At 39.0% G+C, this 23,451-nt stretch carries 21 protein-coding genes; 11 read left to right on the forward strand and 10 right to left on the reverse strand.

The annotated features are described in order from the left end of the window. Positions 1-136 precede the first annotated feature (136 nt). From IEE83_RS28415 to IEE83_RS28445, 7 genes are all read left to right on the forward strand, one after another. Positions 137-1,951 (forward strand): glycosyltransferase, encoded by a 1,815-nt coding sequence (locus IEE83_RS28415; RefSeq protein ID WP_194124131.1) that lies wholly within the window; start codon positions 137-139, stop codon positions 1,949-1,951. Positions 1,952-2,080: 129 nt separating this feature from the next. Further along, on the forward strand, positions 2,081-2,377 hold the full coding sequence (locus IEE83_RS28420) for a nucleotidyltransferase family protein (protein WP_194124132.1): 297 nt from the start codon (positions 2,081-2,083) through the stop codon (positions 2,375-2,377). Then, the gene (locus IEE83_RS28425) at positions 2,367-2,717 is read left to right on the forward strand and encodes a HepT-like ribonuclease domain-containing protein (protein ID WP_194124133.1); all 351 of its coding nucleotides are present in this window, start codon (positions 2,367-2,369) and stop codon (positions 2,715-2,717) included. The genes IEE83_RS28420 and IEE83_RS28425 overlap by 11 nt, the downstream gene beginning before the upstream one ends. Positions 2,718-2,828: 111 nt before the next feature. Beyond that, positions 2,829-3,665 (forward strand): 50S ribosomal protein L11 methyltransferase, encoded by an 837-nt coding sequence (prmA, locus tag IEE83_RS28430; RefSeq protein WP_194124134.1) that lies wholly within the window; start codon positions 2,829-2,831, stop codon positions 3,663-3,665. Positions 3,666-3,753: 88 nt separating this feature from the next. Continuing rightward, positions 3,754-8,421, forward strand: a complete 4,668-nt coding sequence (locus IEE83_RS28435; RefSeq protein ID WP_194124135.1) for a hypothetical protein — start codon at positions 3,754-3,756, stop codon at positions 8,419-8,421. 153 nt (positions 8,422-8,574) lie between these two features. Then, positions 8,575-9,231 (forward strand): glycerol-3-phosphate 1-O-acyltransferase PlsY, encoded by a 657-nt coding sequence (gene plsY, locus IEE83_RS28440; protein WP_194124136.1) that lies wholly within the window; start codon positions 8,575-8,577, stop codon positions 9,229-9,231. Between the two features lie 134 nt (positions 9,232-9,365). Then, positions 9,366-10,733 carry a dipeptidase gene (locus tag IEE83_RS28445; protein ID WP_194124137.1) on the forward strand — a complete coding sequence of 456 codons (1,368 nt, stop codon included), beginning with the start codon at positions 9,366-9,368 and terminating at the stop codon, positions 10,731-10,733. Between the two features lie 80 nt (positions 10,734-10,813). On the opposite strand, the gene IEE83_RS28450 is transcribed toward IEE83_RS28445, so the two are convergent. Continuing rightward, complete coding sequence (locus IEE83_RS28450; protein WP_228102111.1) at positions 10,814-12,046, reverse strand: tetratricopeptide repeat protein; 1,233 nt, start codon at positions 12,044-12,046, stop codon at positions 10,814-10,816. A gap of 109 nt (positions 12,047-12,155) precedes the next feature. Here IEE83_RS28450 and hpt point away from each other — a divergent pair, with 109 nt between their 5' ends. Both hpt and IEE83_RS28460 read left to right on the forward strand, forming a co-directional pair. Further along, entirely contained in the window at positions 12,156-12,686 is a 531-nt protein-coding gene (hpt, locus tag IEE83_RS28455) for a hypoxanthine phosphoribosyltransferase (RefSeq protein ID WP_194124138.1), read from the forward strand. Between the two features lie 120 nt (positions 12,687-12,806). Beyond that, the gene (locus tag IEE83_RS28460) at positions 12,807-14,204 is read left to right on the forward strand and encodes an MBL fold metallo-hydrolase RNA specificity domain-containing protein (protein ID WP_194124139.1); all 1,398 of its coding nucleotides are present in this window, start codon (positions 12,807-12,809) and stop codon (positions 14,202-14,204) included. Positions 14,205-14,605: 401 nt separating this feature from the next. On the opposite strand, the gene IEE83_RS28465 is transcribed toward IEE83_RS28460, so the two are convergent. After that, the gene (locus tag IEE83_RS28465; protein ID WP_194124140.1) at positions 14,606-15,151 is read right to left on the reverse strand and encodes a CopD family protein; all 546 of its coding nucleotides are present in this window, start codon (positions 15,149-15,151) and stop codon (positions 14,606-14,608) included. A 368-nt stretch (positions 15,152-15,519) separates the two neighbouring features. Here IEE83_RS28465 and msrA point away from each other — a divergent pair, with 368 nt between their 5' ends. Next, positions 15,520-16,101 (forward strand): peptide-methionine (S)-S-oxide reductase MsrA, encoded by a 582-nt coding sequence (gene msrA, locus IEE83_RS28470; protein ID WP_228102112.1) that lies wholly within the window; start codon positions 15,520-15,522, stop codon positions 16,099-16,101. 140 nt (positions 16,102-16,241) lie between these two features. Continuing rightward, positions 16,242-16,760, forward strand: a complete 519-nt coding sequence (locus IEE83_RS28475; protein WP_194124142.1) for a hypothetical protein — start codon at positions 16,242-16,244, stop codon at positions 16,758-16,760. 68 nt (positions 16,761-16,828) lie between these two features. On the opposite strand, the gene IEE83_RS28480 is transcribed toward IEE83_RS28475, so the two are convergent. The 8 genes from IEE83_RS28480 to IEE83_RS28510 form a co-directional block, all read right to left on the reverse strand. Continuing rightward, the gene (locus IEE83_RS28480; RefSeq protein WP_194124143.1) at positions 16,829-17,584 is read right to left on the reverse strand and encodes a hypothetical protein; all 756 of its coding nucleotides are present in this window, start codon (positions 17,582-17,584) and stop codon (positions 16,829-16,831) included. 36 nt (positions 17,585-17,620) lie between these two features. Then, entirely contained in the window at positions 17,621-18,343 is a 723-nt protein-coding gene (locus tag IEE83_RS28485; protein WP_194124144.1) for an RluA family pseudouridine synthase, read from the reverse strand. 117 nt (positions 18,344-18,460) lie between these two features. Beyond that, positions 18,461-18,589 (reverse strand): hypothetical protein, encoded by a 129-nt coding sequence (locus IEE83_RS33355; protein WP_262893269.1) that lies wholly within the window; start codon positions 18,587-18,589, stop codon positions 18,461-18,463. 56 nt (positions 18,590-18,645) lie between these two features. Beyond that, positions 18,646-19,356: an ABC transporter ATP-binding protein gene (locus tag IEE83_RS28490; protein ID WP_194124145.1), complete on the reverse strand. Its 711-nt coding sequence runs from the start codon at positions 19,354-19,356 to the stop codon at positions 18,646-18,648. 36 nt (positions 19,357-19,392) lie between these two features. Continuing rightward, a complete protein-coding gene (locus IEE83_RS28495; protein WP_194124146.1) occupies positions 19,393-19,845 on the reverse strand; it encodes a hypothetical protein in 453 nt (150 codons plus the stop codon). A 66-nt stretch (positions 19,846-19,911) separates the two neighbouring features. After that, complete coding sequence (locus IEE83_RS28500) at positions 19,912-22,575, reverse strand: tetratricopeptide repeat protein (protein ID WP_194124147.1); 2,664 nt, start codon at positions 22,573-22,575, stop codon at positions 19,912-19,914. A gap of 76 nt (positions 22,576-22,651) precedes the next feature. Then, positions 22,652-22,987 (reverse strand): DUF5615 family PIN-like protein, encoded by a 336-nt coding sequence (locus IEE83_RS28505; protein WP_194124148.1) that lies wholly within the window; start codon positions 22,985-22,987, stop codon positions 22,652-22,654. Then, the gene (locus tag IEE83_RS28510) at positions 22,984-23,217 is read right to left on the reverse strand and encodes a DUF433 domain-containing protein (protein WP_194124149.1); all 234 of its coding nucleotides are present in this window, start codon (positions 23,215-23,217) and stop codon (positions 22,984-22,986) included. The genes IEE83_RS28505 and IEE83_RS28510 overlap by 4 nt, the downstream gene beginning before the upstream one ends. Between the last annotated feature and the right edge of the window lie 234 nt (positions 23,218-23,451).

Here is a 23,451-nt window from a genome sequence, read left to right on the forward strand (position 1 = left end):
TAAACATCTCTGTATTATTGTTATTGTGAATAAATTTTCTGGATATTTATTGTGTAATTACAAGGATTTTTTGTGACAAAACCCCAAGAAGTTACCTTAATATATACCGCTATAACGTTTTAACCTGTCTCCCATATTGGAACCATTTGTAAAAACAACTAAAAAAAACGTCCTTTTTGAAATAGCCTGGGAGGTTTGCAATCAGGTCGGTGGGATTTATACCGTTATCAGAACCAAGGTGCCGGCGATGGTCGAGAAGTGGGATGATAATTATTATTTGCTTGGACCTTATTTTGAAAAGAAAGCATCGGCCGAGTTTGAAGAAATTACAGATCTTGATGATACTAATGTCGGTAAAACAGTACGCAGGCTCCGTGAAATGGGCTATACTGTTCATTACGGATTCTGGCTTGTAACCGGGAAACCTCGCGTTGTGCTATTTGATCTGGAAAGTATCAATCATGAACTTGATACAATCAAGTATAACCTTTGGGAAAAAAACCGCATTTCTACCATTAACACAGAACCATTGGTTAATCAAACCTTGTGTTTTGGCGAAATGGTGCGTATTTATCTGAAAGAATATGCAGAAGAAAATGCGCGAAGAGAGGATATTTCTGCACAATTCCACGAGTGGATGGCAAGCAGCGGACTTCCTGACCTGAAAAGAGAAAATGTAAAAATTGCTACAACTTTTACTACACACGCCACCATGCTGGGCCGTTATCTGGCGCAAAATGTTGACGGATTTTACAGTAAACTTCCGTTTTTTGACTGGGAGCAGGAAGCCAGAAATTACAATATCGTAACGCAGGCTTCCATTGAAAGATTTGCAGCACTGAGTGCACACGTTCTTACAACGGTTAGTGATGTTACTGCACGCGAATGTGAAGTATTTTTAGGAAGAATGCCGGATCTGGTTACGCCAAACGGATTAAACGTGGTTCGTTTCCAGGCGGTCCATGAATTCCAGAATCTTCACTTGAAATATAAGGAACGGATTCATGAATTCGTGTTGGGCCATTTTTTCCCGAGCTATTCTTTTGACCTTGATAAAACGCTTTACTTCTTCACTTCCGGACGTTATGAGTTTAGTAATAAAGGTTATGATTTAACGCTTGAAGCACTAGCAAGATTGAATTACAAAATGGTTCAGGCCAATATGGATATGACGGTCGTGATGTTTATTGTAACCAAACAGCCATATTATTCTGTAAATCCGGATGTTTTGCAATCGAGAGCGGTTTTAAACGAATTGCAGGAAACCTGTACAGCCATTGAAAAAGAAGTCGGTGAAAAACTTTTCCTGGCTGCGGCTTCGGGTGTTGATCATAAAATGCCGGATCTTAATAATTTCGTTGATGAGTACTGGCGTCTTCGTTTACGCCGTACAATCCAGACCTGGAAAACGGATAAATTACCAGCTTTCGTTACCCACGATTTAAAAGAGGAAGACGGGATTACTGATTTTTGCAGAAAAGCAAATCTTGTCAATAATGAACGCGATCGGGTAAAAATCGTTTATCACCCTGATTTTATCTCTTCAACAAATCCATTATTCGGACTTGATTATGGACAATTTGTTCGTGGATGCCACTTAGGTGTTTTCCCAAGTTATTACGAACCATGGGGTTATACTCCGCTTGAATGTGTTGTCCGTGGCGTTCCTACGGTAACGAGTGATTTGTCAGGATTTGGAGATTATATCATGCAGATCATGCGTGATTATGAAAACCGTGGTATTTATGTGATCAACCGTAAATCGCAAACCTACGCTCAGGCAGCCGAACAAATGGCCGATATTCTTTTCAAATTTGTAAGAATGCAGCGCCGCGACCGTATCATGCAGCGAAACCGTGTTGAAAATATTTCTGACGTTTTTGACTGGATGAATTTGAGATCATATTATGATACGGCACATGATTTAGCGACGAAGAGGAGGAAACCATAATGACGTTAAGTTCATAACGACGACATAGATAACAATTTGTTTTAAGCCTGATTAAATTTATATTGTTGAAGATTTGTTTCTTTTTCAATAGAATTTTAATCAGGTTTTATTTTTAATACCAACGCTCCGATGAATAATCTACAAAATTTACAACACAAGCTTGCCGGCTTTTGGAGCGATAAACCTGTCAAAAAGGCTTATTTATTTGGCTCTGCAGCAAGAGAGGAATTGTTACCGGAAAGCGATATAGACATTTTAGTAGAGCTTGACCAGAGTAAACTCATCGGCATGATCGAGTATATTAAAATAATTGAGGCCCTGGAGAATTTGCTGGAAAGAAAAGTGGATTTGGTTACAACTGATGGATTATCTCCCCATATCCAACCATCAATAGACCGCGAAAAGTTGCTGATTTATGAAGAGTAATTTGGGTGATCCCGAGCGTTTGGTACATATTCTTGAAGCCATTGAAAACATTGAGATGTTCCTTCAAAATATGGATTTCGCTCAGTTTGAAATCAGTAAATTGCATCTTTCAGCAACTGAACGTCAACTGGAAATAATTGGAGAAGCTACCGCTTCAATCTCTTCCGATACCAAATCAAAATTTCCCGAAATTGAATGGCAGCCCATTAAACGGTTTAGAAATATTATTGCGCATGAGTACTTTGGTGTAAGTACTCAGATTTTATGGGGTGTAGTAAGAAAAGAATTGCCGACGCTAAAACTTCAAATCCAAAATGCAATTGACCAATTGAATAAATAACTTCTAAAATATAACATTCATAATTCTATAACCTGCACTTCCAGCCTTCTCTCTTGAATTTATAAAAAAAATCAAGACCTTCACCGTTGATTATCTTAATACCAACAAAGCATGAATTACGTAGAAGTACAACTGGAACTTGAATCTGAATTTACAGAAATATTAATTGCCGAACTAGCCGAGGCGGGTTACGAATCTTTTGTCGAAACGGACGAAGGTTTGCAAGCTTATATCATTGAAGAAGATTTCAATGAAACCGTTTTAAAGGAGCTAATTGCCAAATACAGTGAGATTACCGCAATTTCAAGTTCCTGGAAATCGTTAGAAAGAAAGAACTGGAATGAGGAGTGGGAAAGAAGTTATGAGCCGATTGAAGTAGGAAAGGATATTCGTATCCGGGCAGCTTTTCACGAGCCGGATCCGAGTTTTACCTACGATTTGCTCATTCAGCCTAAAATGTCATTTGGAACCGGTCACCATGAAACAACCTGGCTTGTAATGAGCGAGCAACTAAACTTGCCTCATGCGGGTCTTTCGATTATGGACGTTGGTTGCGGAACCGGCATTCTGGCCATTTTGGCATCAAAGTTAGGTGCTGCGAGTTTGCTGGGGTTTGATATTGACGAATGGGCGGTGGAAAATACCGTCGAAAATTTTGCAATGAATGGCTTAGGCAAAGAAGCAGAAGTATTTAAAGGAACAATCAACGAAGTTCCGACAGAAAAACAGTTTGGCGGCATTCTCGCCAATATCAACAGAAATATTTTACTGGAAGAAATTCCAAAATATGTAAAGCATCTTTTGCCGGGCGGCTGGCTTATTGTTAGCGGATTCTATGAAATGGATCAGTCTGATATTGAAAAATGTGCCGGAGAAACCGGATTAAAAAAGTTAAGATCAAATACACGAAACCAATGGGCAACCGTTGTTTTTGAAAAAGAAAAATAGATTCTGCGAATTAAGCTATTGAACTCATTAATTCGTTTGATTTCAATAGCTTAATGTAAAACTATAAGGCCAACTTTCGACATACTACATGAAGATCAATCGTTACTTCCTGTTAACCTGTATTATACTATTCATCGGGGGAAATTTATCTGCGCAAAATATCAAAGCTTCTGACGATCCTGGCCAGTTTATGGTTCAGATCCGGAAACTTATGGACGGCAGCAAAAACCCGGTTTACATGCGGTCTACTGCTCAGCTCGATAGTATCTGGATGAGCACGATCACACCTGCGCAGCAAACCAAATTTATCAGTATCGTAAAAACACAGTTTTCCAAAAATCAAAAAGCCGGCCCAATTCTTCATTTGCTGATCAAAAACACGCAGACGCTGGCTAAATCGGGAAATGATGTAAATGGATTTTTGGACCTTGCAGCAAAATCAGGGGAGAAGTATGACGCAAAAACCTTTCAGCGTATTCTTGAAACGGTTAAAAATACAATTGAAACAAACAGACTTTACACATCAAATTTCAATTCACTTTATCTGCTGAGCGGTACTTATAAATTCCGTTTTGATACAACAAAAGCAGAAGTTGTGGAAGCGCAAAAAGTAGCCGCTGCCGACAACTGGGACACGCCCGTGGATTCCAATGAAGTAATTTCTCCAAAATCTGCGCCTGTCATTCCGGTTACTGGTGCGATCATCGATTTGCAAAATGTAATTTTCGGCATGGTTGGCTCAGGAGATTCTATTGCTTTTGGTCCGGCAACAGGAAGTGTTTCTTTAAAAGACGGAATTTTTGCCGGAAAAGGCGGAAAATTTAATTGGCAGGCAGCAGGGGATTCTTCCGTTTATGTCGATCTGGATACCTATTCTTTCAATATTACACAGCCGAAACTGGTCGCTCAGAATGTAACTATTCATGCTGAAAACCAACTGGCAAATCCTATAAAAGGAACCCTGGAATTCCGAAGTGTTAAAAAATCCAGAAGTCAGCCTGCGCCATATCCTCGTTTTGTTTCCAATACAAATGATGCCAAGTTAAAAGCCTCCCGCAAAAATATTGCTTACAAAGGCGGTTTTACGCTGATTGGAAACGTCATGTACAGCACATCCCTAAGTGATGAGCCTTCAAAAATCACCGTTTCTTATAAAGATAAACCTGCTTTTACGGCAGTCAGTAAGCGGTTTTCTCTGAGAGATTCTGTCATTTCTGCTCCGCTGGCATCTTTTTCAATGCCGCTGGGAAAAGATTCTCTGACACATCCGGGTGTGACTTTTATTTACAATGATACCGAGGGACAGGTAAAATTAGGACGTGCGGAAAAAACAGATTTTGGCCCACTGCCCTATCTTGATTCTTATCATAAAATGAGCATCTGGTCGCAGGCTATGCGCTGGACTTTCCCTAATAACAAGGTTGAGTTTTTCCGTATTGACGGAAAATCGGTGGTACCGGTTAAACTCGAATCTTATGATTTTTTCAAAAAAGAACGTTTCAGAGGAATCAGCCAGGAATTCGGTTTTCAGCCACTTTTAATGGCTACGAATTATGTTCAAACTGAAAAAAAACCAACTTTCCTGGCCGAAGATTTAGCCAAAAAATTCAAACAGGATCCCGTTATTATTCGTCGCGCGTTACAAAGACTGGCGCTTGACGGCTATTTTATTTATGACAAAAAAACGGATGAATTTGCGGTAACCAAAAAAGGAATTTTATATGTTTTGGGCAGTCTGGATAAAACGGATTATGATAATTTCCAGGTCACTTCACAATTCTCCGCCAGTGACGAAGTTGCCAATGCAACTATCAATTTGCCGGATACTTTACTTACCGTAATGGGCGTTGGCCGGTTTATCGTCAGTGATTCATTGAAAATTTTTGCTACGCCTTCTGATAAAAAACTGGTTATTGGTCGCAACCGAGATTTTACCATGAATGGGCAATTGGTAGCAAATAACTATCAATTCAGAGGCCAGAATCTGAAATTTAACTACGGTCAGTTTTTTGTAAATGTCAATCCAAGTGACTCGATTACTTTTACGCCGAAAGAAAAATTTGCAAAAGGACAGACCGGAGAAGTTGGAGGACACGTGAAATATGAAAAAGGAGGTACATTTTATTTAAGTGATCCGGCGAATAAATCGGGGGTTCAGAAAGGTAAAAAATCACCGAGACTTGTCGTTCCGGATGGTATGATCGTATATTTTGATCAACCTGAACGCGGAACCGTGCTTTATCCGCGTGAAGTTTTCTTCAAAATTCCAAAAATCGATATGGATGGACTGGATCAGCGTGATGTGATTTTTGAAGGAACATTTAATTCCAACGGCATCATTCCTCCTATCCAGACAATCCTGAAAAGTATGCCGGACAACTCACTCGGATTTGAATACAAACCTCCGTTAACAGAAATGAAAATCTATGGCGGAAAAGCCATGGCGAGGTTTACAGATACGCTGGTCATGGACAACGCAGGTTTGAAATCAAAAGCAGTTTTGCGCTATTTGTCGGCTTCCATGACGGCCAAAAATATTCTGCTGGCTTCTGATTCCCTGTATGCTTCGGGAGAGCTGGCGAGTATTAAAGAAGCAACCATCGGCAAAGGATATTTCCCGGCGGTTGACCTGAAAGATTATACTTTGCGCTGGACGCCAAGTACGGATAGCATGTTTATCAATACAACCGGAAAATCTTTCTCTTTTTATAAGGGAACAACAAGTCTGGAAGGTGGTTTGCTTTTGCGTTCAATGGGATTATATGGAAACGGAAAACTGAAACGACAGGATTCTGAACTTACCTCGCCGGACATCAAATTCAATAAAGATGGATTTTTAGCAAACCGGTCCCGTTTTACAGTGAATAGCGGACAGCTGAAAGATGCTAAAAACATCCTGACGGGTAAAAATGTTAACATTGATTTCAATATTAAAACGTCAATGGTAAATTTCGTTACCGATTCAACCGGTTTTGACAGCGATTCTTCGGGCATGGAAATTCCTGTTGCGGCTTATAAAACTTTGATCGCAACGGCAAAATGGGATATTTTGAAAAAGACCATTTTGATGAAAGGTTTCGGTGAAACTTCATCCTACACTTCCATCGCACCGGAACAGGAAGGTTTGACTTTTGAAGGATCAGAAGGAATTTACGATGTTGAAAAAGTAACGCTTAATGTTCGAGGCGTTCCGTTTATTCGCACGGCTGATGTGAAAATTATTCCAGACAAAGGGATGGTAAGTATTGGAAGTAACGGAAGAATTGTTCCGTTGAAAAAAGCCAGAATTGAAATTGATACTTTAAACGCTTCCCACCATTTACGTGACGCCGATATTAAAATCGATTCAAGAAACCGCTTTGAAGGTTCGGCGACTTACCAATATATCACCGCCAGAAAAGATACTTTCAACATCAAAATGCAGAATTTTGAGTTGGTAGAAATCGGAGCTGCGGCGGAAGGAAAAAAATCCAAAGGAAATAAAGATTCCGGTCCGATCCGGTATTATACGACTGCCAGAGCGGAAATTAAAGAAACTGAAAATTTGATCCTTTCGCCAAGAATTCAGTACAAAGGTGGAATCAATCTTATCGCTTATCAGCCTTCCTTGCAACTGGATGGTTTTGTAAAACCGATGCTCAAATTCCGCAAGGATTTTCAAAGCTCATGGATTGTTTATAAAGAAGCTCCCGGAGAATCTGTTTCAATCAAGATTGATAAAAACCTGAAAAACGAACACGAATTGCCGCTTTCAGTAGGTTTACATTTTAACGAGCAACGCGGTATGTATATGACCTTTTTGTCTCCAAAAGAATCTGATGGTGACGAAGATATTTATCTGGCTCAGGGCTCAATGGCTTATGATGAAGATAAAAAAGCTTTTAAAGTAGCACCGCCGGTTGGAAAGGACAGTCTGGTCGATGAAGCAAATACTTTAACTTTTGATGACAAAACCGGAATTGCTTCGTTTTCAGGACCTATGAAACTGGCTTCTGCCGACTGGCTGCAATCCGCTGCTATTGCGGATGTTCAGGTGGATAGTTCGAGATTTTCATTTAACGCAATGTTGTTAATGAAACTTTCCGCGCTTGTTCCTGTTTTGCCTCAGCTTTCAGCAAAAATTATTGAAACAAATCTTGAAGAACAAAACAGTACGGCTGCGGATGACGATGCGGAACAATTAAACAGAAAACTGGCAGCATTGATTGGTTCAAAAGCAACGGATGCTTATGTGAAACTTTCGGCCGCTGGTTATAAACCGTTGTTTGATGCTTCGCCGATGCTGGATGTGCCGCTGGTACTTTCAAGTGTGGACTTGCATTGGTCGCCGGTACACAACGCTTATTTTTCCCAAGGACCGATCGGGGTTTCCAATTTTGGCAGAAATAATATCAACGCACAAATGGACGGCGTTCTGGAAATCCGGCGCTCGGAAGCAGGTGATGAGTTCAGTTTGTATATCCAGGCTTCACCGGATATCTGGTATTATTTTGATTATAAAGAAAAGGAACTGGGTGTGATTTCTTCACAGGTTGATTTCAACGATCTCGTTACGGCAAAAGGCAGTAATGCAAAATCAAAAGACATGTCGATGGTATCTTTGGGCGTTGAAGAAAAAGATATGTTTGTGAGTCGCTTTGATGACTTTTACCAGCCTGCTTTGAAAAAAGCCAAACTGGCTGCAAAAACGGTAAAGAAAAAAGCTGCTGTTGCGGAAGAAAAAAAGAAAAAGGAAGAAAAGACAGAAGGCTTCTGATTTTCACATAGTTATAGTCAGGATTTGAATTTTCAAATAGTTAAACCTATTTTTGCGTTTTATTGTTTTAGTCCTGTTTGCTTGCTATATAAATAAAAGTGTCGTATTTTTAAGAAACTTTTAAAGTTCAAATAAACCTACTAATAATACAAAATGAGCATAGCCTTATTGATCATTACGATAATAGCCGCCTATTTGTTAGGTTCCATTCCGAGTTCTGTATGGTACGGAATTGGTTATTTCGGCATTGATGTGCGGAAACATGGAAGTGGGAATGCAGGAGCCACCAATACTTTCAGAGTGTTGGGAAAGCGTGCCGGTACAATTGTAATGCTTATTGATGTTTTGAAAGGCTGGACAGCTACTGGACTGGCTTCCATGCTGTTTTACATGGGTGCAATTGCCGAAACGGATATTTTGATGTACAAGATCATCTTTGGCGTAATCGCCATAGTGGGTCATATTTTTCCGGTTTTTGTCGGATTTAAAGGCGGAAAAGGAATTGCAACTTTGTTGGGTATGGTCCTTGCCATTCACCCTGAGCTTGCAGCTATGAGTATTACCATATTTTTACTGACACTTATCACCTCTCAATACGTTTCACTAAGTTCGATGCTTGCCACGCTGGCTTTCCCGGTATTATCCTTATTGAGAGTTTTTGGGCAGCCTGAAACTTTGTTGGTAATTTTCGGATTTGTCATGTTTGTGCTGGTTGTGATAACGCATCAAAAAAACATTGTCAGATTGTTGAATGGAAATGAAAGCCGCGTGAATATTTTCGCGAAATCGAAATCAAAAGGACATTCCTGAGCATTAAAAAATTGAAATACCAACCCCTAAGACTTCAACCTTAGGGGTTATTTTTTTATATTGGGCACCGATAAAATCTTACAGGTCTGTAAACCTGAATAAAGATTTATTTTAAAATAATAATGCTTGAACCAATGAATAACTACATCGAAAAAAACCGCGATAAATTTTTAAATGAACTGCTTGATCTGATCAGAATTCCGTCGGTAAGTGCCGATTCAAAATTTAAACAAGATATGATTCGTGCAGCAGAATTTGTACGTGACAGAATTTCAGAAGCAGGAGCCGACAAGGTTGAAATTTACCAGACACCGGGACATCCGATTGTTTATGGTGAAAAAATCATTGATCCTTCTTTGCCAACTGTTCTTGTTTATGGCCATTATGACGTGCAGCCGGCAGATCCATACGAACTTTGGGATTCTCCGCCTTTTGAGCCGGTAATTAAAAATGAGCGTATTTATGCCCGTGGTGCCTGCGACGACAAAGGTCAGTTTTATATGCATGTGAAGGCGCTGGAAACCATGCTGGCGACAGATTCTTTGACTTGCAATATCAAAATTATGATTGAAGGCGAGGAAGAAGTTGGTTCTTCTCACCTGGAAACTTTTGTGAAAGAAAATCGTGAATTACTGAAATGTGATACGATTCTGATTTCTGACACCAGCATGATCGCTAATGACGTGCCTTCCATTGAAACAGGATTACGGGGGTTGACTTATCTTGAAGTGGAAGTTGTTGGTGCTAACAGAGACCTTCATTCCGGTGTTTATGGCGGCGGTGTTGCGAATCCAATCAATGTTTTGTGTGAAATGATCGCTTCGTTGAAAGATGAAAACGGTCATATTACCATTCCTGGATTTTATGATAATGTTGAAGAGCTGACTGGTTCGCAAAGAGCTGCTTTGAACGCTGCGCCTTTTGATCTTGAAGAATACAAGAAAGACCTTTCCATTGAAGATGTAGCGGGAGAACGAGGATATACGACTATTGAACGTGTTTCCGTGCGTCCAACGCTTGATGTAAATGGAATCTGGGGCGGATATATCGGTGAAGGTGCTAAAACAGTTTTGCCTTCAAAAGCGAATGCGAAGATTTCGATGCGTCTGGTACCAAATCAAACCGATCAGGAAATTTGTGATCTATTCACAGCTCATTTTAAATCCATTGCACCGGCTTCTGTAAAAGTTTCTGTTGTTCCTCATCACGGCGGTCTGCCTTATGTGACGCCAACGGATTCGCTTGAATATCACGCAGCAGAATTGGCGATGGAGGAATCTTTTGGCAAAAAACCAATTCCTACACGCGGTGGTGGAAGTATTCCGATTGTTGCTTTATTTGAACAGGAATTGGGAAGAAAAAGTATTTTAATGGGCTTTGGACTGGATATTGACGGTCTGCATGGACCTAATGAAAGCTATGGTCTTTTCAATTATTTCAAAGGGATTGAAACAATTCCTTTGTTTTTCAAGCATTATGCAAAATTGAAAAAAGGGGAGTAAAGAGATTAGAGAATTAATTTCTTGTTCTTATTTTGTTTATCCGTCGGACGGCAGAAAAAGCCGTCCGACGGAATATCTGGTTATTTCCTTCTGCTTCTGCGCTCGTCGCGTTTCAGCTTTTTCAAGGCTTCAATATGTTTCCGCGCTTCTTTTTCCTGACTAGATTTTTTATCTGCTTTATCGTCAGCTAGTTTATAATAACTAAGCGCCTCGTCATAGTTTTTCTGCATTTCTGCTATTTTACCCAATCCTAGAAGAGAAGAAACATAATAACCTGCATTTAAAGAGTTTGTCTGGGTTGAAAAATCCACTGCCTGTTTGAAATATTTCGTTGCCAAGTCATAATTCCGGTAATACTGCAAATTATAAAAACCTAAAACATAGGCTGCATTCCGGCCACTTACGCCTTCATAACCCTGAACACCCTGACTGATTTTGTCAAGAATGTTTTGGGCCGCTTTTTCAGCTTCAGCTGTTTTTCCTGTTACAAATGCGGTTCGGCAAAAATAACGTTCGAAGTACGGATTATTTGGATAGGTCTGCCACATGTACTTGGCCATTTCATAGGCTTTTCCATATTCATTTTCCATACTATAAATCTGAAGCAGGAAATATCTGGCCTCAACACGGGTGTAAAACGCATTATTCGCAACAGTTTCCAGTTGCTGCTCGCCAAGTTTTTTATTTCCTTTTGGGAAAAATGCCAGAATCGGTTTAAGCAGTGGATACTCACTTGGTACCCATTGCGCATAGTAATTATAAATTCCGTCACCAAACAATAATTCCGGTGTCAGATCTCCGTTTCCTTTGCAGACATCCAGATATTTCAAGGCATTTTTACCCGCAAAAGTAGCTTTTGTCCACTGTTTTCGTTCGGAATAAAGTCTTCCTTTGAAAGCATAAGCAGCGGCAAGGAAAAATGCCGGTTCAATTTTATTCTTTTCATTATCATAAAGTTCTTCGGCCAGAGTGATTGTGGAATCCATTTGGGCCAAAAATCTTTTATCGTAGGTCTCAATTTCAGTATTTGGTACAATTTTCCACCATTCCGCCAGTCCCATCAAAAAATGAGGCATAGGATGTTTGGGATACCGGTATTTCAGCCAGCGAAATTCGGCATCGGCTTCGTCAAATTTAAAGTTATATAACATGTTAATCGCCTCCGTTGCCTCGATCTGTACGCCCGGATTTTTAATTACCATATCATAATTCTTGTCGAGCTCCGAAGATGAATAGAGCTGGGCGACGGCCGATGAAATGGACAGAAAAATTACAAGACTGAAAGCAATAGGTTTAATCAGCACTATTTTCATAATTAAGCTTAAAAATCTGTCAATATTAACGTTGGTTTCATATTTTACGTTTGTGTGCTGTCGTGTTTTTGAAAAAAGAGTTAATATTACTGTCCAAGAAAATTCTGACATGATTACAATTCACGATAAAACTTTTTCTCCGTTCATTTCCCGGGACGACATTGAAAACCGGATTGCTGAACTGGCAGCCCAAATTAATTCCGATTACAAAGGTCGAAGTCCCTTATTCATAGTAGTATTAAATGGCGCATTTTTGTTTGCTTCCGAGCTTGTCAAAAATATTCCTCTTTCCTGCGAAATCACGTTTGTGAGGTTATCTTCTTACACCGCAACGGAATCTACCGGAAAGGTACGGCAAATCATTGGTTTGGAAGAAAAGCTTACGAACCGCGATGTTATCATTATCGAGGATATTGTTGACACCGGACTTACCATGCATCAGTTATTACTCCAGATTCATGCATTAGAACCATTGTCTGTTGAAATTGCTACGCTTCTTCACAAGCCGGAAGCGATTAAAAAACCCGTAGACCTGCGTTATGTTGGTTTTGAAATACCAAACCGTTTTGTTGTAGGTTATGGTCTGGATTATGACGGCGTTGGCCGGAATTTGAATGCATTGTATGTTTTGCCTGAATAATTATTCCTCAAAGTTACTAATTGTATCTTTTGATGAAAAATATAAATCAATTCGCGTTTATCTGATTGAAATTCTTCAAATTGAATTTTCAAATATCAACAGACGATAAGCCGATATAACATGCGAATTCAGTTTTTTGGTGCCGCACGCACCGTAACAGGCAGCAAACATTTAATTACAACCGAAAAAGGAACAAAAATATTACTCGATTGCGGATTATTTCAGGGAATTCAAACAGACGATTTTAATCAAAAGTTTGGTTTTGACCCGGCGGAAGTAGATTTTCTCGTTCTTTCTCACGCGCATATTGATCATTCCGGCTTGATTCCAAGATTAATAAAACAAGGATTTTCCGGACCAATTTATTGTACAACGGCAACTGCTGACCTGTGCAAAATAATGCTGCTGGATAGTTCTCATATTCAGGAAAAAGACCTGGAACGCGTTAACAGACGTCGCCAAAAACAGGGCAGGCCATTCATTGAAGAGTTATACAATTCCGAAGATGCAGAAAAAGCGCTAAACTTATTCAAAGGTGTGCAGTATGGAGAAAAGTTTGAATTGGGAGAAGACAAAGTTTCTGTTTTCTTCACTGATGCCGGACATATTTTAGGTAGTGCTGCTGTGCATTTGAGTATTCCGGATAAAGGGAAAATTAAAAAACTGACTTTTACAGGAGATATCGGCAGACAGGAAGATAATATTTTAAGAAATCCACAACCTTTTCCCCAAGCCGATTTTATCATCAGCGAATCCACTTATGGCGACAGGCTTCATCCCAAAGAAAATGATATGCAGGCACATTTGCTGCGGGTTGTCAGCGAAACGTGTGTGGAAAAAAAAGGAAAAGTAATCATCCCCGCTTTTGCGATTGACCGCACGCAGGAATTGATTTATACTTTGGATAAATTGTCAAGTTCAGGAAAACTGCCCAAAATTGACGTGTATATTGACAGTCCGCTGGCTGTCCGGGCAACCACAATCATGAAGGATCATGAGGAATGTTTCAACCCTGAAATTTTGAATTATATTGAAAAAGACGGCGATGCTTTTGCCTTTCCAAATCTTCATTATATTTCAGAAACCAGTGAATCCATTGCTTTAAATGATCTGGACAAACCGTGCATTATTATTTCTGCATCGGGAATGGCGGAGGCTGGCCGGATTAAACATCATATCAAAAACAATATTGGTGATCCGGATTCCACCATTTTGCTCGTTGGTTATGCTTCTTCCAATACATTGGCAGGAGCTTTGAAAAGAGGAGACAAGGAGGTTAATATTTTTGGTGAAATGTTTGAAGTGAAAACGAAAATTGAAGTGATGGATTCATTTTCAGCCCATGGAGATTATAGCGAAATGCTTCAATTTCTGGCTTGTCAGAATCCTGCACAGGTTCAAAAGGTATTTCTGGTACATGGAGAATATGACACGCAGGTTTCATATAAAGCCAAACTGGAAAATGCAGGATTTAAAAATGTTGTTATTCCCGAGTTATACGAAAGTGTAGAAATTTAATTCAAAACGCATAAGACGAGAAGGCTTTTCCATCTGGAAAAGCCTTCTCGTCTTATATCAAGCAATAAAAATTTCTTAACCAGAAGTTTTATTCAATTGTATAAATTTGCTCTTTAAAACAAGATCATCCGCCTTAGATGGTGATCTGTCAATCCATTCCAAAATGAAAAAAGGAAAGGAAAGTATCGCTGTTAATACCAAAGCCAGAAGCATTACAAATGCAAACCAAGCCTTTGCGATGAAGTATATGATCTTATTTATATAAACCATGATCGTCGAGTTTTTGTATATTAGAAATAAACATTTTGATATTTAAAAGAACCATACCAAAATAATTTAACGTATGTCAAATACATTAAGTTGCTTATTTCTGATATAAAATATCAAAAAACTGTGGAAAGTTATTCGCTAACCTTCTTTTCCCGGATCTTTTTTATAATCCTGACGGCCGACATGATAATAATTGCAAAAGCAATAAGACCCAAAACCCCCCAAATCCAGTCTATCGAATTTTTCAGCACTACCAGAAATACAATTGAAAAAAGAAAGATTGTAGCGACTTCATTCCACAACCTTAATTGAATAGAAGAAAAGCGGAAATGCCCTTTTTGAATTTCCAGGATCAATTTTCTGGTAAAAAAGTGATATCCTATCAGACCAAGAACAAAGGTCAGCTTCATATGCATCCAGCCCTGACTTAGCCAGCCAGGTGTTATGTAAATCATGATGCTTCCCGAAATCAACGTCATCCACATCGCCGGAACCATGATGGCGTTCCATAGCAGCTTTTCCATTTTCATGAATTGCTCATTCAAAACTTCTCTGGCAGCTGCAATTTTATCTTGTGCTTCTGTGTGATAAACTAATAATCGCGGCATGTAAAAAAGGCCTGCAAACCAGCTTACAACGAAAATGATATGAAGCGCTTTGAAATGTAAATAGGTCATTGAAAAATAATCAAAAATTCAGGTGATAATCTGTAAGGAAAACGAACAACTTTCGTCTAAGTAAGTACCATGCTGTTTATACAATAATGTTACGAAATCCCGGTTCTATTATTCTCTTTATGATCGTGAGATCCGTTTTAATCGTATATCTTATAAACCGGATGAGCACGTCAAAGAGGTTTCAAATTCGGTTTAAGTGTAAAATTACGGTACAAACTTTCTACTGTAATTAGTTGTTTACCTAACATAAGTTTAAAATTAACTATATCCTTTCGATGAAACCAAACATCCCGTTTTTCACTTTCATATTAATGTGCTGTATGGTCGTGATATCGTGCGCACAATCAGAAAAAAAGAATAAGAAAAAAATGAATAATGAATCATCTGCTTCGGCTGTGATTGATACTGCTAATACGCAAATTGCAACATTCGGAACAGGATGTTTCTGGTGCTCAGAAGCTCTTTTCGAGACGTTGGATGGCGTAAAAGATGTGGTTTCAGGCTATTCCGGCGGTAATGTTAAAAATCCTAGTTACAGAGAAGTTTGCGAAGGAACAACCGGCCATGCGGAATGTATCCAGGTGACTTATGATCCTAAAAAAATTACTTACACAGCGCTTTTAGAAGCGTTTTTCCGTGGCCATGACCCGACAACTTTAAACCGTCAGGGAAATGATGTCGGTACACAGTACCGCTCTGTGATTTTTTATCACAACGACGAACAGAAAAAACTGGCTGAACAAGCGAAGGATGAGTTGAACAAATCAGGCGCATATGCCAAACCGATTGTGACGGAAATTACAAAAGCGGATAAATTTTATCCTGCCGAAGATTACCATCAGGATTACTTCGCCAAAAATCCTGACCAGGGTTATTGTGCCTATGTCATTGCACCAAAACTGGATAAATTCCGTAAGGTTTTTCATGACAAATTGAAAAAGAATATTTGATTTTCATAAGGGATATCACTGAAAAGGACCGTTCATCAAGTGTAATTCCCCGAATAATAACTAGTAATGGCACAAGTTTTGAAGCAATGAAATAATCACTTTAATTTGTGCCATTATTATACTTCTAACAATTATTCAAAATGAAAAAGATTCTATCAACGCTAATCGTTATTGCTATTTTAAGTGTGACTTCAAAGTCAGCTTTTGCACAGGAACAATTTCAAAAAGGAGATAAATTACTGAATGTTGGAATCGGTGGCGGAGGCTACGGTTTCTATGGTGGTGGTTTTGCTGTTGGTGGGTCTTTTGAAGTTGGAGTACATGAATTTATTAGTGTTGGTGCTCAGGCGGATTTAAATTTCTACAATTACAGCTATTCTTTTGGTCCTAAGGATAGTTATGTCTCTGTTCCAATCGCAGCAAGAGGATCTTATCACTATGGAAAGCACTTTCTTACAATTAATGCGCTAGATCTTTATGCTGGCCCGGTTTTGGGTTTTAGTATCGACGGTAATAAATATTACACTGGAACTTCAATAGTAATCGGTGTACAAGCTGGGGCAAGATATTACTTTAAACCGGCTATGGGAGTTTTTGCGGAATTTTCGGGTGGAAGCAATGTTATTCCTGCGAAAGTGGGACTTTCCTTTAAATTCTAATAATAATTTTAAGTGCATTAAAAAAGCGGTTTGGGTATCCCAAACCGCTTTTTTAATGCACTTAACTATCAGAAATTCATCTTTAAAGAAAGATATCCCGTTTGTGTCACTGGATTAAATCCGGGTTTTAGCCTTAATGAAATGGGCTCATTTCTTCTTCTCAGCTCATCCCTGACGTTAATCACCTTCTTTTTGTATCTTTTTTGGTTTATAAAACCAATAATCGTTAAGGGAATTCCCGCACCAATGCCGGCTATAATTAATAAAGAGCCAACGCTTGCATCTGTGTCATATACAAGCGTTCCGTTTGAATTGTAATAAGAGCTTGAACCTGAGACTAATAAAACACCGGCAGTAGTAAAAATGACTCCGGCAGATATACCTATTAACCCCATAGTCCGGTATTTTGTGGACTTTTTGGCATAAAGTCTGAAATCTGATTTCAGTTTTTCCAAATCATTTCCAGATCTGGTATTGTAGCTCCTTTCCGGTTCCTTGTTATAAATAACCGGCGGTGGAGTTTTATCGGGAGCAAAGTATTCATCCGTAGCGTTATCCAGTTTTTCCACTTCACCATTTCCATATAAAATGGAAGAAATTTCCTTTTTATCAAGCGTAAAAACTGGCCCGTCAGGATCACTTGCTTTTTTATATTTTACTTTTCCAGCATCAACTTCCTGAATAATCGCCTCTATCTTTTCATTTGTCCGGGTTATAATCACATCATTTTTTCTGACATTCTGTGCTTTGGAAAAGCTTGCGAGTATACTCAAAAAGATAAATGTGAAACCGAATATTTTTGAAAAGTATAGAGTTGATTTCATAGATCCTGAAATTGTAAATAATTGAAATTAAAAGTTTTATACACCAAATTTGTTTAGTTGTTTCACTAAAACTTCAAAATCTTTTGGATAAGGCGCTTCTATTTTCACGCGTTCTCCGTCCATCAATGCAAAAGAAAGAGAAAAAGCATGAAGTGCAACCCGTTGAATAAGTGGTTGTTCCTCCGTTTCTTTTTTAAGATTGAATTTGCGTTTCAAACTGGAAAGGAAAATCGGTTCGCCTCCATATTGCGGATCACAAACAATCGGAGCTTTCAGACAGGAAAGGTGAATACGGATCTGGTGCATCCGACCGGTAATGGGGATACATTCCACAAGTGTGTAACCGCGATACACTTTGAGTGTATTAAAAATAGTTTCTGCTACCTTTCCTTCGGCCCGGTCAATTTTTACAGCCGTACCATTTTTCAAAGCCAAAATTGGTAAAAAAACGGATATACTATCCAGATTATGGATACCATTTGTCACAGCATGATACCGTTTGGTAACTTCCCGATGCTCAAATTGCATAGCCAAATGACGATAAGCCGCCGGATTTTTAGCAAAAGCCAAAACACCGGAAGTTTCTTTATCCAATCTGTGAGCGGCCTGTAATTCAGAATTGTATTCCTTGGCAAGGCGTAAAACACTTCCGCCACGGTCGGCGGTACGTTCATCCAGCGTGGCCAAATGAGGTGGTTTATTAACGAGAAGGAAATCCTCGTTTTCAAATAAAATTAAGTCTGCGAAATTTATTTTCATAAAGGTATTAACTAAAAATAATCCGAATAAATTACATCGATTCAGTAATTCATTCGGATTTTACTTTGATTCTTGTATTTTTATTGAGGAAATGCTACCTGGAAGTTTTATTAATTTCTAGTCTTTTCTCATCAATTCCTCTCTTACGTCATCCCAATTAAGTCGCTCTTCATCTTTCCGTAAATCAATCGCTATTTCATCTTCGATATCCTCCAATAACTCAATTAAGTAGCTGATTCCATCCATATTACTGATAGGTTTTCTCAAAGTTACTAAAATAATATCAAATGACATCTGTGTCATCAGACCAGATGCCCAACCTTTGTCGGATTTGGATTAATAGAATCAGATTCAACCAAACCATCCCGTAAGCGTATGATTCTGTGTGCATAATGTGCGATGTCCTCTTCGTGAGTCACCATTACAATTGTATTTCCACGGCTGTATAACTGATCAAAAAGATCCATGATCTCATAGGAAGTCTTTGTGTCCAGGTTACCTGTCGGTTCATCGGCCAGCAAAATACTCGGATCATTTACAAGGGCACGCGCAATGGCTACACGTTGGCGTTGTCCTCCGGAAAGTTCATTTGGTCTATGTCCTGCACGGTTTTCCAGACCGACATTTTTTAGTGAAAGCATTGCTTTTTCGGTCCGGTCTGCCTTGTTTAAACCAGCATAAATTAGAGGCAAAGCCACATTATCAAGCGAAGACATTCTTGGTAAAAGATTGAAAGTCTGGAAAACGAAACCGATTTCCTTATTCCGGATCTCAGCCAGTTCGCTTTCTGTCATATCACTTACATCTTTATTATTCAAAATATATTTTCCGGTACTGGGTGTATCCAGACAACCAATAATATTCATCAAAGTAGATTTTCCGGAACCAGACGGCCCCATGAAAGCGACATATTCTCCCCTGCTTACGGATATTGTTACCGATTTCAGAGCCTGGATTACCTCGCTGCCCATCACATAACGTTTTGAGATATCGGTCGTTTCAATGATTTTCATACTGAAATTATAGTTTGATAGGAAAGTTTCTATTCATTAAGATGCGGCCGCTATTTTCCAGAAATAACTGTAAACAAAAAGTCCCGCCAGAACAACTGCCGGTGATATATTTTCAACCTCAATTTCTCCTTCATTCTTCCAGAGACTTGTTTTTGAAAATACTGCAACGCTGGTTTCATTGCCCACTTGCCACTTTTTCCTCATCCAGGAATCAAAATTCCATGCATAAGTTTTATTTTCAAAAGTAATGACTGCTGTGCTTTTCCAGGTTTTATATTCAATCATGCCAAGTTCTGTTTTTCCTTCAATATCCAATATCGTAGTAACACGATTGAGAAAACCTTTTGTCTCGAATTTAAGCATATAACCGTTAAGCTCTCCATAACCATCTTCTTTCCAGACACCTTTTTTGAGCAAGCCAGCTATGACTTTGCCACGAAAGATCCGCGTCTCTTTTCCGCTTAAAGAAGATTTCCACTGTAACGTCATATTGCTGTTTCGGTTTTTGAATCTAAAACCAGGCAGATTACACGATTCGAATGCTAAAATAAAAAATCACTTAAACTCCGCTCTTTGTTTTTCGATGAGAGCGCGCATAGGCTGATAGCGAGCCGAAAAAGCCTGATAATCGGCAGGAGAGGAGATTTCTTTTACCATCGCCTCACCTTCATCTGCTTGTCCGATAAGGCCTTGCTGCAAACTTAAAATAGTATATTCTTCCCAAAGCAAATATGCCCGATCATTGAATTTCAATGCATTCAAAACAATCTTATAAGCTTTTGGAATCTGTTTTTTCTGACGGTAAAAATTGGCACTTGCTGCTACAATTTTAGCGTCGAAAGGGTTGGCATGAACAGCGGCATCAAAATTCTTTTCCGAAGGTGATTTTTGTGCTTTGGCGAAAAGAGAATCTGCTTTGGTTTTTGGCGGTTTTATATTGGCCAAAGTAGTTTGCAGATTTTGCAGAGCAGGACTTTTCTCCTTTTCCTGTAATTTTTCAAGTAAAATCCCACCGATTGCCTGCTGGCCTGATAATGCATATCCAACTGCCTGTCCAAGTGTTCCTTCCACGCCATCCACGTTTGTCAGGTGTTTGATTGCCAGGTCATACAATCCAACCTGCAACAACCAGTGACCTAAAATTTTGTGATATCCTTTTGCTTTTTCTCCTCCCTGTTCAGCCCAGTTTGAAAGTGTCTCAATGGCTTTTAACTTATCGCCGCTGTAAAATTCAGGATAAAGTGCTGCCAGCGATAAATCCTCAGCAAGCAGCTGATTTTTATTTGCAAGTTTTGGTAAAAAAACTGCTGGCAGACTGTCTTCTCTTGCCTGATTTTTAGAATAATTCACCAGATAAGCCAATCCCGAAACACTAAGCGTTGAATCCGGTTTGATCACATCCTTATTAAAATCCTGTTTGGAAAAATTCTGGCGCAAATTCTGAATTGCCAGCCAGTTAGCCTCCCAGGAAAGATATTTTTGAGACTTGCTATTATTAGCTAACGAATCCAATAAACCCGAATCGGTACTTCTTGCCCAGATTGCTAATAAATTGGTAGCAGGAACTTCTGGTTTTTTGCTGGTTTTTTCAGCCTTATCCAGATAATAATGAGCGGAGTCAGCCACATTGGTTTTTGCATAAAGCATACCCAGATTATTCAGCAACTCTCCGCTTTCCGGGAAAGTCCTCAGCCCTTCCTGCAAACTGAAAATCGCATCGAAAAATAAACTTTCCTGCATCAAAACGCCTATTAAACCTGCGTAAGCTTGTGGCGAAGGATTTTTTAATAGTGCCTGACGAAAATAATAAGAAGCCGCAACCTGATCACCCTGATTTAAAGCCAGAGAAGCAAGTGCATAATTGGATTTGTGATTTTGAAATTCCTGCTGCAAAGCCATTTTGTAATATTGCTCGGCCAGAGGATATTCACGTGTGTTTGAGTATAAATCACCCAAACCATTGAAGTAGGCAGCAATTCCCTGATGTACCGGCAATAAGCGTTGTATCGAAAATAAAATGACAACCCCTGCAAAACCGAATAATCTTGTTTGGGTTAAACCAAAACGCATCGGTTTATACAAGACTTTATGAACAGCTAAATTCTGTTTGAAAACAGCGTAAAAATTGATGATAATATAAAACAGAAAGACGATACCCATTGCCAATTGTCCATTTACGACAACATCTTCAAGCACTTCCAAAAGTGGGTCATTAGCGGAGCCTGCCGCATAACCGGCAAGAGCGCCTGTAACGATAAACATTCCCGTATACAACCAGAATCCGGTTGAGCGAAAAGAAAGAATGCTGCTGGCAGAATCTGCTCTTTTTTTGAAACCCCATATGCCTAAAATTCCTGCGGCGATGGCTAAATAAACGGGGCTTAATAAAGTAAGATCCCAATCGATCTGACGTGTATTTTTTAAATAAAGCAGAATCAGTGAGACAAGATAAAGTATCGTTATAACCAAAAAATTCGTGAACCCGGATTTCCCTGCTTTCACCTGGCCGCTTGTACTAAGCCAAACCAATCCGGCAATAATTTCTGTTGCTGAGATCAATAAAAACAAAATTGAAATCAACAGCCAGATCGGCATAGAATAGGATGCTGCTGTAAGTGCCGGAAAAGAAACTGGCGAAACGAATGCAACAATTAATAACAGGATTAGGGAAATGCTCAAAAGTCCCAAAATCCTTATTCCGATTCCAAAATCAGGACGGAAGGCATGGAAATAATAGCTAAGTCCAGCATACAAAGCCACGCTCAGAATAAAAAATCCACGGCTCCCCTCGCCAAAAATACCCAGCGTTTCCAGCCGGGCAGAAGCCAGTAAAACTATAAATGTTACCATACCAGCCAGATACCAGAAACGGGGCATCGTGGTTAGCGAAGCAAGGATAAAGGAAAGTCCAACGATGATTAATCCCCAGAATATTTTGATGGTCAGGAAATCGGTTTGCATCGTTGACGCTACAAATTGCTCAGTTATAAGACTGGAAGGACCGGAAATTCCGTATTGCCACTGATCAAATTTTAAAATGTCAACAACCGTAGAAATGTCAGATAATTCACTCAAAACATCCCACCGGATGACATTTGCCAGCGGATCAATACCTTTTACTATAAAGAAAAGAAGAGACAGGATAATGGTAACAAAAGCCGCAATACTGATACGGCGTTCAGAGGAAGACCAGACTCTCCAGAAAAAAAGTTCTTTCATAAATATTTTTGCTCCGACAGGGAAAGTTTACCAACGACGTCTTTTGTAGTTTTGATATAATAGGTTAAAACTAACATTAACGTCCGGTAATTTCTATTAAGTCGGTTGATTGAAGGGTTTGCAGTGCCTGCACTAGATTAAAAGTAAAGATTTCTTGCAACCTGGACTTTGAAGTATTTCCGCAAGTAAGCCATATTATTTTGGGTGGACTTCCATTGCGTATTAGAAGAGAAACAAAATCGTCATCTTTTGTTATTACAATGGCATTCTTCTCCCTCGCAATCGAAAATATTTCTTTATCTTCAGCATTATTTAAATTCAGATATTCTGCGGAATAACAATCTATCTGAAACTTCGCGGTGATCCATAAAGCTAAACTTGGAGGTAAATTAGCATCTAAAATAATCGTCATGCTGCCTGAAAGACAGGGTGATTTATTTTTATAGTCGCGTACAGTAAACAGGCTGTAATATCATCCAATTCTAAACTTGGAAGCTCTTCTGTAACAATTTGCTCGGGAGTTAATCCATTTGCGAGTAATTCAAGAACATCAGTTACTCTGATACGCATATTACGAATGCAGGGTTTGCCACCACACTGACTAGGGTTGAATGTAATCCTTTCTAAAAGTTGTGCATTCATAAAATTCGATTTAATAGTACTCAAATTTAATCATTTTTAGAACTTCATCAAATGACCTATTAATTAGTCAAACTTTCAAAATATAACTTAAAGCTTAATAATATTTGTCTTAACAAGAAATAAAAAGTTCCTGCCGAAACCAATTTTGAGAGCAATTCTGATAATTTCTATACACTTTTCACATAATTTGGGGGATTTTCTAAAAAATATCCTATAAATCAATTGTGACACTAT

It is taken from the genome of Dyadobacter subterraneus (assembly GCF_015221875.1).
Taxonomy (GTDB): Bacteria; Bacteroidota; Bacteroidia; order Cytophagales; family Spirosomataceae; genus Dyadobacter; species Dyadobacter subterraneus.

Bases quoted from the DNA above. Each gene is read 5' to 3' on its own strand.
- IEE83_RS28490 (WP_194124145.1), bottom strand. From the start codon at position 19,356: ATGAAAATCATTGAAACGACCGATATCTCAAAACGTTATGTGATGGGC.
- IEE83_RS28445 (WP_194124137.1), top strand. From the start codon at position 9,366: ATGAATAACTACATCGAAAAAAACCGCGATAAATTTTTAAATGAACTG.
- prmA (WP_194124134.1), top strand. From the start codon at position 2,829: ATGAATTACGTAGAAGTACAACTGGAACTTGAATCTGAATTTACAGAA.
- IEE83_RS28465 (WP_194124140.1), bottom strand. From the start codon at position 15,151: ATGACCTATTTACATTTCAAAGCGCTTCATATCATTTTCGTTGTAAGC.
- IEE83_RS33355 (WP_262893269.1), bottom strand. From the start codon at position 18,589: ATGGATGGAATCAGCTACTTAATTGAGTTATTGGAGGATATCGAAGAT.
- hpt (WP_194124138.1), top strand. From the start codon at position 12,156: ATGATTACAATTCACGATAAAACTTTTTCTCCGTTCATTTCCCGGGAC.
- IEE83_RS28510 (WP_194124149.1), bottom strand. From the start codon at position 23,217: ATGAATGCACAACTTTTAGAAAGGATTACATTCAACCCTAGTCAGTGT.
- IEE83_RS28460 (WP_194124139.1), top strand. From the start codon at position 12,807: ATGCGAATTCAGTTTTTTGGTGCCGCACGCACCGTAACAGGCAGCAAA.
- IEE83_RS28505 (WP_194124148.1), bottom strand. From the start codon at position 22,987: ATGACGATTATTTTAGATGCTAATTTACCTCCAAGTTTAGCTTTATGG.
- IEE83_RS28500 (WP_194124147.1), bottom strand. From the start codon at position 22,575: ATGAAAGAACTTTTTTTCTGGAGAGTCTGGTCTTCCTCTGAACGCCGT.
- plsY (WP_194124136.1), top strand. From the start codon at position 8,575: ATGAGCATAGCCTTATTGATCATTACGATAATAGCCGCCTATTTGTTA.
- IEE83_RS28420 (WP_194124132.1), top strand. From the start codon at position 2,081: ATGAATAATCTACAAAATTTACAACACAAGCTTGCCGGCTTTTGGAGC.
- IEE83_RS28485 (WP_194124144.1), bottom strand. From the start codon at position 18,343: ATGAAAATAAATTTCGCAGACTTAATTTTATTTGAAAACGAGGATTTC.
- IEE83_RS28435 (WP_194124135.1), top strand. From the start codon at position 3,754: ATGAAGATCAATCGTTACTTCCTGTTAACCTGTATTATACTATTCATC.
- IEE83_RS28475 (WP_194124142.1), top strand. From the start codon at position 16,242: ATGAAAAAGATTCTATCAACGCTAATCGTTATTGCTATTTTAAGTGTG.
- IEE83_RS28495 (WP_194124146.1), bottom strand. From the start codon at position 19,845: ATGACGTTACAGTGGAAATCTTCTTTAAGCGGAAAAGAGACGCGGATC.
- IEE83_RS28450 (WP_228102111.1), bottom strand. From the start codon at position 12,046: ATGAAAATAGTGCTGATTAAACCTATTGCTTTCAGTCTTGTAATTTTT.
- IEE83_RS28425 (WP_194124133.1), top strand. From the start codon at position 2,367: ATGAAGAGTAATTTGGGTGATCCCGAGCGTTTGGTACATATTCTTGAA.
- msrA (WP_228102112.1), top strand. From the start codon at position 15,520: ATGAATAATGAATCATCTGCTTCGGCTGTGATTGATACTGCTAATACG.
- IEE83_RS28480 (WP_194124143.1), bottom strand. From the start codon at position 17,584: ATGAAATCAACTCTATACTTTTCAAAAATATTCGGTTTCACATTTATC.